The sequence below is a fragment of the Methylobacterium sp. CCH5-D2 genome (genome assembly GCF_001556475.1).
Classification (GTDB): domain Bacteria; phylum Pseudomonadota; class Alphaproteobacteria; order Rhizobiales; family Beijerinckiaceae; genus Methylobacterium; species Methylobacterium hispanicum.
Genome location: NZ_LSIX01000630.1, coordinates 1 through 10,026, shown reverse-complemented (window position 1 = coordinate 10,026; position 10,026 = coordinate 1). Strand labels below are relative to the sequence as shown.

Below are 10,026 nucleotides of genomic sequence, written 5' to 3'. Positions count from 1 at the left end.
GGCAAGGGCGGCGTCGGCAAGTCGACCACCGCCTGCAACCTCGCCCTCGCGCTCAAGGCGCAGGGGCTGAAGGTCGGCCTCCTCGACGCCGACATCTACGGGCCTTCCGTTCCGAAGCTCTTCGGCCTCTCCGGCAAGCCCAACGTGGTCGAGAACCGCTCGATGGAGCCGATGGAGGGCTACGGGCTCAAGGTCATGTCGATCGGCTTCCTGATCGAGCCCGAGACGGCGATGATCTGGCGCGGGCCGATGGTGCAGTCGGCCATCACCCAGATGCTGCGCGACGTGCTCTGGGGCGAGCTCGACGTGCTCATCGTGGACATGCCACCCGGTACCGGCGACGCGCAGCTCACCATGGCTCAGGCCACGCCCTTGTCCGGCGCCGTGATCGTCTCGACGCCGCAGGACCTCGCGCTGATCGATGCGCGGCGTGGCGTGACCATGTTCAAGAAGGTCGCCGTGCCGATCCTTGGCGTGATCGAGAACATGGCGACCTTCGTCTGCCCGAATTGCGGCCACGCCTCCCACATCTTCGGCCACGGCGGCGCCCGCCAGGAAGCCGAGCGCCTCGGCGTGCCCTTCCTCGGCGAGGTGCCGCTCAACATGACGATCCGCGAGACCTCCGATTCCGGCCGTCCGGTGGTGGCGACCGATCCGGACGGGCCGCAGGCGCAGGTCTACCGGGAGATCGCGGCCAAGCTCTGGGCGAACCTCTCGGGCGCGCCCGCCGGCCGTGCGGCGCCGAAGATCGTCATCGAGTGAGCGCGCCCGTCCTCGGCCTGATCCTGGCCGGGGGCCTGGCCCGGCGAATGGGCGGGGGCGACAAGCCCCTGCTCCGGCTCGGGGGACGCACCCTGCTCGCGCGGGTCGCGGAGCGGCTGGAGACGCAGTGCGGGGCAGGGCTGGCGCTCAGCGCCAACGGCGACCCGGCCCGGTTCGGCGCCTTCCCGGGGCCGGTCCTGCCGGACACGCTGCCCGACCGGCCGGGGCCGCTCGCCGGCATCCTGGCAGGGCTGGAGCACGCCGCCTCCCGCGGGGTCGGGGCAATCGTCAGCGTCTCGGGCGACGCGCCCTTCCTGCCCGCGGATCTGGTGGCGCGGCTGGCGGCCTTGCGCCCGGAGGCCGGCATCGCGCTCGCGGCCTCGGGCGAGCGGCGGCACTACACGATCGCGCTGTGGCCGGCGGCGCTCAGGCACGACCTGCGACTCTATCTAGAGGGCGGCGAGCGCCGCGTCGGCGGCTTCATCGCCCGGCACCCGGCGGCGGCGGCCTCCTGGCCGGTCGCGCCGCTGGACCCGTTCCTCAACATCAACACGCCGGAGGATCTGGCGGCGGCGGAGGCCGTGCTCGCCATGTCCGCCCCGCGTTCGGTGTGAGACGAACCTCTCGACCGTCAGCGGATCCCCTCTCCCCGCGCGCGGGGAGAGGGGAAGCCGCGGATCCGAACAGATCATCTCGCCCGCAGCCGGTATCAGATCAGGAGCCGGCTCACGCTGCGCCGACCGTCGCCTTCACGATCTTGTCCGGCGAGCGCGGGGGCTCGCCCTTGTTGATCGTGTCGACCACGTCCATGCCCTCGATGACCTTGCCCCAGACGGTGTACTGGCGGTCGAGGAAGCGGGCGTCGTCGAAGCAGATGAAGAACTGCGAGTTGGCCGAGTGCGGGAAGTTCGTGCGGGCCATCGAGCAGGTGCCGCGCACGTGCGGCTCGGCGTTGAACTCGGCGTTGAGGTCGGGCAGGTCCGAGCCGCCGGAGCCCGTGCCGGTCGGGTCGCCGGTCTGGGCCATGAAGCCGTCGATCACCCGGTGGAAGGGCACGCCGTCGTAGAAGCCCTGGCCAGCCAGCGTCTTGATGCGCTCGACGTGGTTGGGCGCCAGGTCCGGGCGCAACGCGATCACCACGCGGCCCTTGGTGGTCTCGAGGACGATCGTCTCGTTGTCTGCCATGTCGTCGTTCTCCGTTGGTGGAAACTCGTCCCGATCGTCAGGCCGTGCTCGTGCGACGGCCTAACCCGATCCGCGGGCTCGCGGCAAATCGGGAGGTCAGCGGGTGCCCCGATAGACGAGGCGCAGGCCGATCGGCCGGCCGGCGATGGCCCGGCCGAGATCCGGCGTGATCCGGGCCGGCGTGCAGGCCTTGAGCGCCCGCAGGGTCGTCCGGAGGAGCCGGTTCCTCGCCTCGCCCGCCGCCCCGCTCGTGAAGACGATGCGGGGCGACGCGATGAGGCTGCCGTCCCGCCGCAGGGCGAAGCGGGCCGTGATCTGGACCTCTCCGTGGCCGAGCCCCGCGGGCGGCTGCCAGCAGGCGGCCAGCACCGGATAGAGCTGGGGCAGCGTGTCGGCGGGTGCCGCCGGAGCCTCGGCGAGCGGCACCACGACGGTGCCGCGCAGCGTCTGGGGCAGGCTCAGCGGGGGGCCCGGCGCCCCGTAATAGGAGGCCGACGCCGCACCCGGCAGCAGGGCGCCCGCGAGCGCCGCGCCCCGTATCGTCCGCGCGAGCCTCAGCTCACTTGGCCTTCTCGGCCAGCTCCATCTTCACGATCTTGTCCGGGTCCTTCACCGAGCCGTTGTCGCTCTTGGAGCCCTTCTTGACCTTGTCGACCACGTCCATGCCGTCCGTCACCACGCCGACCACGGTGTAGTTGTTGTTCAGGAAGGTCGCGGGCGCGAGGCAGATGAAGAACTGGGAGTTCGCGGAGTTCGGGTCCTGCGAGCGGGCCATGCCGACGGTGCCCCGCAGGAACGGCGTCTGCGTGAACTCGGCCGGGATGTTCGGCAGCTTCGAGCCGCCGGTGCCGTTGCCGTTCGGATCGCCGGTCTGGACCATGAAGCCGTCGATGACGCGGTGGAACTTGAGGCCGTTGTAGAAACCTTGGCCGACCAGCGTCTTGATCTGCTTGACGTGCTTGGGCGCCAGATCCGGCCGCAGCTCGATGGTGACGCGCCCGTCCTTCGTGTCGAGGTAGACGGTGTCCGGCCCGGCGGCCTGGGCGGCGGGGGCGAGGCCGATTGCGGCGGCGAGCGCGAGCGCGCCGAGGGCGGTGCGACGGTTCATGCGGGGCATCTCCGGTTGGTCGTGGACACTCAAGGGGCTTTGGCGAAGCGCGCGGCGAGGCGCGCCGCCACCGGCCCCGGTACGAAGGGGGCGACGTCGCCGCCCATCGCGGCGATCTGGCGGACGAGGGTCGCGGTGATCGGTCTCACCTGGATCGAGGCCGGCAGGAACACGGTCTGGACCTCGGGCGCCATCGCGCCGTTCATGCCGGCGAGCTGCATCTCGTAGTCGAGGTCGGTGCCGTCGCGCAGGCCCCGGATGAACAGGGTGGCGCCGCAGCGCCGGGCCGCCGCGACCGCGAGATCGTCGAAGCGCGCGATCTCCAGCTCCGCCCCCTCGGCCCGCGCCAGCGGCCCACAGGTCTCGCGGAGAAGCTCGGCCCGCTCCTCGGCGCTGAAGAGCGGCGTCTTTCCCGGATGCACGCCGATGGCGATCACGAGGCGCGACACCAGCCGGCAGGCCTGGCGCACGACGTCGAGGTGGCCGTTCGTCACCGGATCGAAGGAGCCGGCGTAGAGGGCGGTGCGCGTCATCGCCTCCGCCCTAAAGCATTTTCTCGGGGAACGGAACCGTGGCGGCCAGTGCTTGAGGACAGGCCTGAAGCAATTGGGGCTGGGTCAATAGCGGTCGGACCGGACGATTCCGCACCGATTGATCCACGCTAGGGGCAGGACGTTAACGGCGACATTCGGTGGCACCTCGTAGAATGCCAATCTCCGATAGCTCCAGGCGTACGGCTTACAATCCTTGATCGCCGCCGTGTGTAAAAACGACTGAAAATCTGCAGGAGCCTTGCGGATAGACTTGAAGAAAGAGCTCTCATCGACGGAATCGGGCACGAGCACGAGGATACCCTGATGGCGGATCCTGTCCGCGTAGATCCCCACGCTCAGAGTTGGCAGGATTACGGCTAGGACAGTGAAAATCGGCCACCGAAGGAGATCGAAGATTTTGCCTTTTCGTGGAAGCGCGAAAACCAGCGCCGAGATGGCGACGCAGATAGCAGCGACTTGCCGCCAATAGGGAATGCCAAGTCGATCAGACCAGAACGTTGCGAGACCGATGGGTTGCGCCGGATCGCCGAACAACGCCACCGTCACCACGCCGTAAGCGAGCGCGGCGAGAAAGAGCTTCGCGATCCCCATCTCCGACTGCCTACTCGCTGCAGGCGAGAATGCGTCGCGCGCAGAAGGCATTGTCGCGCTCAGTTCCCGCAGATCCGCTCAGAGCCAGATGGCGATCCGGCAACGGGAGCGCGCCTCCTGTTGAGGCACGCTCCCGGCGCTCAGGCCTCGTCCTCCTCGGCCCCGTCCTCGCCCTCGATGTGCTCGACGGAGACCACGCGCTCGGCCTTGTCGGTGTTGAACACCGTCACGCCCTGCGAGGCGCGGCCGACGATGCGGATGTCGTCCACCGGCACCCGGATGAGCTGGCCGGCATTCGTCACCAGCATGATCTGGTCGGTGCTCTCGACGGGGAAGGAGGCGACCAGCTTGCCGTTGCGGGCGTTGACCCGCATCGCCGTGATGCCCTTTCCGCCGCGGTTCGAGGTTCGGTACTCGAAGGACGACGAGCGCTTGCCGAAGCCGTTCTCGGAGAGCGTCAGCACGAACTGCTCCGCTCCACCCATCTCCGAGTAGCGCTCGGTCGAGATCGCGGCGGCGCTCGCCTCCTCGGCCTCGCCGTTGTCTCCGGCGTCCTCGCCGTCGCCGATGACCGCGCGGCGCATCTTGAGATAGCCGGCGCGCTCCTCAGGCGACGCCTCGAAGTGGTTGAGGATCGCCATCGAGATCACGCGGTCGCCCGAGCCCAGGTTGATGCCGCGCACGCCGGTCGAATCGCGGCCCTTGAACACGCGCACGTCCTCGACGGGGAAGCGGATGCACTGCCCCTCGGCGGTGGTCAGCAGCACGTTCTGGTCCGGCCGGCAGATCTCGACGTGGACGATGTGGTCGCCCGCATCCAGCTTCATGGCGATCTTGCCGTTGCGGTTCACCTGCACGAAGTCCGAGAGCTTGTTGCGCCGGACGTTGCCGGAGGCGGTCGCGAACATCACGTCGAGGGTCTCCCAGGAGGCCTCGTCCTCGGGAAGCGGCATGATTGTGGTGATGCGCTCGCCCTCCTGCTGCAGCTGCAGGATGTTCACGAGCGCCTTGCCGCGGGCGTTCGGGGCCGCCACCGGCAGGCGCCAGACCTTCTCCTTGTAGGCCTGGCCCTGGTCGGAGAAGAACAGCACCGGCGTGTGGGTGTTGGCCACGAACAGCCGGGTGACGAAATCCTCGTCGCGGGTGCTCATCCCCGAGCGGCCCTTGCCGCCGCGGCGCTGCGACCGGTAGGTCGAGAGCGGCACGCGCTTGACGTAGCCGGCGTGGGACACGGTCACCACCATGTCCTCCCGGGCGATCAGATCCTCGTCCTCGACGTTCGAGTCGAAGTCCACGATCTCGGTCCGGCGCGGCGTGGCGAAGAGGGCACGCACCTCGGCGAGCTCGTGCTTGACGATGCCCTGGATGCGGGCGCGCGAGCGCAGGATGTCGAGGTAGTCGGCGATCTCGTCGGCGAGCGTCTTCAGCTCGTCCCCGACCTCGTCGCGGCCGAGCGCGGTGAGGCGCTGCAGGCGCAGGTCCAGGATGGCGCGGGCCTGCGTCTCGGAGAGCCGGTAGGTGCCGTCCTCGGAGACGCGGTGGCGCGGGTCGTCGACGAGCGCGATCAGCGGGGCGATGTCGTGGGCCGGCCAGTCGCGGCCCATCAGCGCCTCGCGGGCGGCGTTCGGGTCCGGCGCGGTGCGGATGAGGCGGATCACCTCATCGATGTTGGCGACCGCGATCGCGAGGCCGCACAGGACGTGGGCGCGCTCCCGGGCCTTGCCGAGCAGGAACTTGGTGCGCCGGGAGACAACCTCCTCGCGGAAGTCGTTGAAGGCCTGGAGCAGGTCCTTCAGGTTCATCAGCTCGGGGCGACCGCCGTTCAGCGCCACCATGTTGCAGCCGAAGGAGGATTGCAGCGGCGTGTAGCGGTAGAGCTGGTTCAGCACGACGTCGGCCATCGCGTCGCGCTTGATCTCGACCACGATCCGCATGCCGGAGCGGTCGGACTCGTCGCGCAGGTCCGAGATGCCCTCGACGCGCTTCTCCTTCACCAGCTCGGCGATCTTCTCGATCAAGGTCGCCTTGTTCACCTGGAACGGGATCTCGGTGAAGATCAGCGCCTCGCGCTCCTTGCGCAGCTCCTCCACGTGGGACTTCGCCCGCATGATGATGGAGCCGCGGCCGGTGTTGTAGGCCTGGCGCGTGCCGGCGCGGCCGAGGATCAGGCCGCCGGTCGGGAAATCGGGGCCGGGCACGATCTCGATCAGCTGCTCGATCGTCAGGCCCGGATCGTCGATCAGCGCCACGCAGGCGTCGATCAGCTCGCCGAGATTGTGCGGCGGGATGTTGGTGGCCATGCCGACCGCGATGCCGCCCGCGCCGTTGGCGAGCAGGTTCGGGAAGCGGGCCGGCAGAACGGTCGGCTCTTCCCGCGACTCGTCGTAGTTCGGTCCGAAATCGACGGTGTTCTTGTCGATGTCGGTGAGCAGCGCGGTGGCGGGTTTGGCCAGCCGCGACTCGGTGTAGCGCATGGCCGCCGGCGGATCGCCGTCGACCGAGCCGAAATTGCCCTGCCCGTCGATGAGCATCAGGCGCATGGAGAAGTCCTGCGCCATCCGCACGAGGGCGTCGTAGATCGATTGGTCCCCGTGCGGGTGGTAGAGACCGATCACGTCGCCGACGATGCGGGCCGACTTGACGTATTTGCGCTCCGGCAGGTGCCCCGACTCGAAGGCCGAGTAGAGGATGCGCCGGTGCACGGGCTTGAGCCCGTCGCGCGCGTCGGGGAGCGCGCGGCTCACGATCACGCTCATCGCGTAATCGAGGTAGGAGCGGCGCATCTCGTCGGTGATGGAGACGGGGCGGATGTCGGTGGCGGGCGGCGGCGCGCCGGCTCCCGGATCGTTGGTCTCGGCCAAGGCTACCTGTCCAGAATCTGGGGCGTACCGCCCCGGCTCGGGTCGCGTCGCGCCCGCCCGGACGGGGGCGCGGGAAGATCCGTGATATCAAATGGTTAAATAAGACTCACGGAGCCCCCGCGCAAGCGCGTCCTCAGGCGGCCAGCGGCATCGCCGCGCGGGCCGAAGCCTTTCCGATCCCGAGGAAATCCTCGACCGCCGCGAGGTCCGGGAAGCTCATGAATTCGGGCCGCAGCGGCGCGGGCAGGCCCTCGAAGCCGAGGCCCGGGAAGGCGTCGGGGTTCGGGTAGAGCTGCCAGGGCGCGCCCGCTTCCGCGGGCTGGAACAGCATCGCCACCTTGCGGCGGCCGAGTTTCACCAGCCGCGTCGGGCTGTAGCTCAGGGTCTCGATCGCGTAGCGGTCCTGACGACGGTCGGCGGCGCGGCGCATCGGGGGCTCCTCTCGTTCGAAGTCGGGGGTCGGACGTCTCGATCAGGCGGCGCGGCGTCGGCCCTTGGTACCGGGCCAGCCGAGCGCCACGAGGCGGGCCTTGGCGTAGTCGCGCACCTCGTCGCGGGTGCCTTGCGGCATGCCGGCGAGGATCCGTTGCGTCTCGCCCGCCAGCATCAGGTCGGTGACGGCGTTGATGGTGTCGGTCGCGTCGATGGCGCGTTTCAGGTCGGCCTCGGCCTCCGTCACCTCGTCGAAGGCGGGCGCCTCGAAATCCTCGTCCACCGCCTGCACCTCGGCCAGGCGCCCGCCGCGGAACTCGTCGGCCTCCTCCTCGGAATAGACGAGGCCGTGCAGCTCGATCAGCTTGAGGATGACGCGGTCCTTCCCCCGCTTCTCGGCCATGGCGTAGACGTAGGCCGCCTGCTTGCCCGAGACGCGGTAGTTCACGTTCACCAGCGCCTCGCCGATCGACCACTCGACGCGCTCGGTCCCGGCCTTGGCGCCCGGAAGGTGCCCGGTCACCAGCACCACGGCCTCGTCGCGCTCGGCCCGGATGATCGTCGGCGGGTCGAAGCGGATGCCGGCCTGCGCGGCGATGCGCTCCAGGGTCTTGTGGTAGATCACCGCCGTGCCCTGAACCCGCCAGACGTTGCCGGCGAAAGGCTCGCCGTAGCGGACCAGGGTGTCGGCGATCTGCTTGTCGGCGGTTCGCATGGGCTCTCACCTCGGGGCCGGCCGCGCCGCGGAAGCGCGGCCATTCGTTCCTGTTTTGTTCTTACCCTTTATGGAGGGTTATCCACAGGCTTGCAAGGGGTGACCGGGCTTGACGGGCGTGATTCGAGGCCCGCCTGCGACTACCGCGCGGCGCATAGTGCGCGGGTCCCCGGAGCCGTAGCGGAGGGCACGGTGCGGTTCCGGGCCGAAGCCGGGCCGCCCCCCGCAGCGGGCGGAGTGGCGGGTGCGGCCCGCCCCTAATTCTGCCCGTCCCGGCCCATCTGCAGGGCCACGCAGGTCCGCACGAGATCGCCCAGCGTCAGCTCCTTCGTGTCGCCGATATTGGCCGTCTCCTCCAGACAGCGCATGAAATAGGTGTTGCTGAGGTCCGGGGAGAGCTGCGTCATCGACCTGCCCATCCGGTTGGTGAAGTCGATCTTCTCCTCCATGCCGGCCCGCGGCCAGAGGGAGGCCTTGTCGTCGAGCTTGAGCCGTGCCGCCGCCTGGGCGGCGACCGGGACCATCGCGATCGAGACGATAACGAGACGCAGCACAGACATCGGGGATCCTCCGCTCTTCTAAAATTCTTATTTGAAATCAATTGCCTGCCGGTGGCTGCCGTCTACATAGCGCTCGTGTGGGCGCGGCAAGGCGGCAGCCGGGCCGGGCGGCTTAGCCCGGAAGAGGACCTCGCCGAACGGTGGCCCCGGCGGTATGCGGACGTACCGTCCGCGGTCCACTCGCCGCAGCGCTCTCGCCGCGGCCCTCTCGCGATCCCGGGGGGCATCGGCCGAACCACTTTCGGTTGCAGATGACCGGCACTTGCCAGCCACCCGTCCGCGACCTACTTTGCGATGCAAAGCAGACCGTAGCCGCAGACCGCGAACCGGACCACACGGGGGTTTTGGCCGATGCGCGACCTCGACAGAGCCCTGGCGGACATCGTCGCGATCCGCAGCCAGCTTGCGCGCGACGAGACCTTCCGCGGCCTCGGCGCCGCGACCGTGGCGGCGACCGGCATCGTCGCCCTCATGGTGGCGGGCGCCCAGGCCCTTTGGCTGGGCGATCCGAACGCGCGGCCGCTGCTGTTCTTCACCATCTGGGTCGGCGCGGCGCTCGTTGCCTTCGCGCTCGTCGGTGTCGAGACCGTGCGGCGCTCGCGCCGGATCCATTCGGGCCTGGCCGACGCGATGATCTGGAACGCCATCGAGGTGTTCCTGCCCACCGCCGGCGCCGGCGCCTGCCTCGGCCTGGTGATCGGGCGCTTCGCGCCGGAGGCGGCCTGGATGCTACCCGGCCTCTGGCAGGTGCTCACCGGGCTCGGCCTGTTCGCCTCGGCGCGCATCCTGCCGCGCAGCGTGCAGAGCGTGGCGGCCTGGTACCTGCTCGCCGGCCTCGGCGGTCTGGCGCTCGCGAGCACCACGCACGCCCTCTCGCCCTGGCTGATGGGCCTGCCCTTCTTTCTCGGCCAGGGCTGGCTCGCCCTGATCCTCCATCGCGCGACGCGGGGCGACGATGGCGCTCGCTGACGCGGACGAGGGCCGGTTCTCCTACGAGGGCCTGGACCGGACCATCCACGAGAAGGCGCGCCTCGGCGTGCTGACCTCGCTGGTCGGCCACCCCAAGGGGCTCCCCTTCCCCGACCTGAAACGGCTCTGCAACCTGACCGACGGCAATCTCAGCCGGCACCTCGCGGTGTTGCAGGAGGCCGGGCTGGTGAGCCTGCAGAAGGGCCACGCCCACAACCGGCCGCAGACGCTCTGCCGCCTGACGCCGGCCGGGCGCGCGCGCTTCCTCGAATACCTCGCGGTGCTGGAA

General features: G+C 69.6%; 13 protein-coding genes. 4 read left to right on the top strand and 9 right to left on the bottom strand.

Annotated features, from left to right (window positions below):
- On the top strand, nt 1-762 hold a 762-nt coding region (locus AX737_RS16905; RefSeq protein ID WP_066923424.1), incomplete at its 5' end, for an Mrp/NBP35 family ATP-binding protein.
- On the top strand, nt 759-1,376 hold the full coding sequence (gene mobA / locus AX737_RS16900; protein WP_082773096.1) for a molybdenum cofactor guanylyltransferase MobA: 618 nt from the start codon (nt 759-761) through the stop codon (nt 1,374-1,376). The genes AX737_RS16905 and mobA, both read left to right, overlap by 4 nt.
- Before the next feature lie 112 nt (nt 1,377-1,488).
- On the opposite strand, the gene AX737_RS16895 is transcribed toward mobA, so the two are convergent.
- The 9 genes from AX737_RS16895 to AX737_RS16855 all read right to left on the bottom strand — a co-directional run bounded on the left by AX737_RS16895 (nt 1,489) and on the right by AX737_RS16855 (nt 8,762).
- Nucleotides 1,489-1,947 carry a peptidylprolyl isomerase gene (locus AX737_RS16895; RefSeq protein WP_066923421.1) on the bottom strand — a complete coding sequence of 153 codons (459 nt, stop codon included), beginning with the start codon at nt 1,945-1,947 and terminating at the stop codon, nt 1,489-1,491.
- A 96-nt stretch (nt 1,948-2,043) separates the two neighbouring features.
- Nucleotides 2,044-2,460, bottom strand: a complete 417-nt coding sequence (locus tag AX737_RS16890; RefSeq protein ID WP_066923418.1) for a hypothetical protein — start codon at nt 2,458-2,460, stop codon at nt 2,044-2,046.
- A 46-nt stretch (nt 2,461-2,506) separates the two neighbouring features.
- The gene (locus AX737_RS16885; RefSeq protein WP_066923415.1) at nt 2,507-3,055 is read right to left on the bottom strand and encodes a peptidylprolyl isomerase; all 549 of its coding nucleotides are present in this window, start codon (nt 3,053-3,055) and stop codon (nt 2,507-2,509) included.
- Between the two features lie 29 nt (nt 3,056-3,084).
- Nucleotides 3,085-3,588: a pantetheine-phosphate adenylyltransferase gene (gene coaD, locus AX737_RS16880; RefSeq protein WP_066923413.1), complete on the bottom strand. Its 504-nt coding sequence runs from the start codon at nt 3,586-3,588 to the stop codon at nt 3,085-3,087.
- A gap of 84 nt (nt 3,589-3,672) precedes the next feature.
- Nucleotides 3,673-4,200, bottom strand: coding sequence for a hypothetical protein (locus AX737_RS16875; protein WP_066923410.1), 528 nt, complete (start codon nt 4,198-4,200; stop codon nt 3,673-3,675).
- Between the two features lie 140 nt (nt 4,201-4,340).
- Nucleotides 4,341-7,061: a DNA gyrase subunit A gene (gene gyrA / locus AX737_RS16870; protein ID WP_066923407.1), complete on the bottom strand. Its 2,721-nt coding sequence runs from the start codon at nt 7,059-7,061 to the stop codon at nt 4,341-4,343.
- A gap of 133 nt (nt 7,062-7,194) precedes the next feature.
- Entirely contained in the window at nt 7,195-7,491 is a 297-nt protein-coding gene (locus AX737_RS16865; RefSeq protein ID WP_066923403.1) for a hypothetical protein, read from the bottom strand.
- Nucleotides 7,492-7,533: 42 nt separating this feature from the next.
- A complete protein-coding gene (locus tag AX737_RS16860) occupies nt 7,534-8,208 on the bottom strand; it encodes a trna delta -isopentenylpyrophosphate transferase (RefSeq protein WP_066923401.1) in 675 nt (224 codons plus the stop codon).
- Nucleotides 8,209-8,465: 257 nt separating this feature from the next.
- On the bottom strand, nt 8,466-8,762 hold the full coding sequence (locus AX737_RS16855) for a hypothetical protein (RefSeq protein ID WP_245293468.1): 297 nt from the start codon (nt 8,760-8,762) through the stop codon (nt 8,466-8,468).
- 357 nt (nt 8,763-9,119) lie between these two features.
- Here AX737_RS16855 and AX737_RS16850 point away from each other — a divergent pair, with 357 nt between their 5' ends.
- Nucleotides 9,120-9,737 carry a hypothetical protein gene (locus AX737_RS16850; RefSeq protein WP_066923397.1) on the top strand — a complete coding sequence of 206 codons (618 nt, stop codon included), beginning with the start codon at nt 9,120-9,122 and terminating at the stop codon, nt 9,735-9,737.
- Nucleotides 9,724-10,026, top strand: a 303-nt coding sequence (locus AX737_RS16845; protein ID WP_066923393.1) for a transcriptional regulator, incomplete at its 3' end; no start/stop codon positions are given. The genes AX737_RS16850 and AX737_RS16845, both read left to right, overlap by 14 nt.

Excerpts from the sequence above, each read along its gene's own strand:
- AX737_RS16885 (WP_066923415.1), bottom strand. The coding sequence starts at position 3,055 with ATGAACCGTCGCACCGCCCTCGGCGCGCTCGCGCTCGCCGCCGCAATC.
- AX737_RS16875 (WP_066923410.1), bottom strand. The coding sequence starts at position 4,200 with ATGGGGATCGCGAAGCTCTTTCTCGCCGCGCTCGCTTACGGCGTGGTG.
- AX737_RS16860 (WP_066923401.1), bottom strand. The coding sequence starts at position 8,208 with ATGCGAACCGCCGACAAGCAGATCGCCGACACCCTGGTCCGCTACGGC.
- AX737_RS16850 (WP_066923397.1), top strand. The coding sequence starts at position 9,120 with ATGCGCGACCTCGACAGAGCCCTGGCGGACATCGTCGCGATCCGCAGC.
- AX737_RS16865 (WP_066923403.1), bottom strand. The coding sequence starts at position 7,491 with ATGCGCCGCGCCGCCGACCGTCGTCAGGACCGCTACGCGATCGAGACC.
- coaD (WP_066923413.1), bottom strand. The coding sequence starts at position 3,588 with ATGACGCGCACCGCCCTCTACGCCGGCTCCTTCGATCCGGTGACGAAC.
- AX737_RS16895 (WP_066923421.1), bottom strand. The coding sequence starts at position 1,947 with ATGGCAGACAACGAGACGATCGTCCTCGAGACCACCAAGGGCCGCGTG.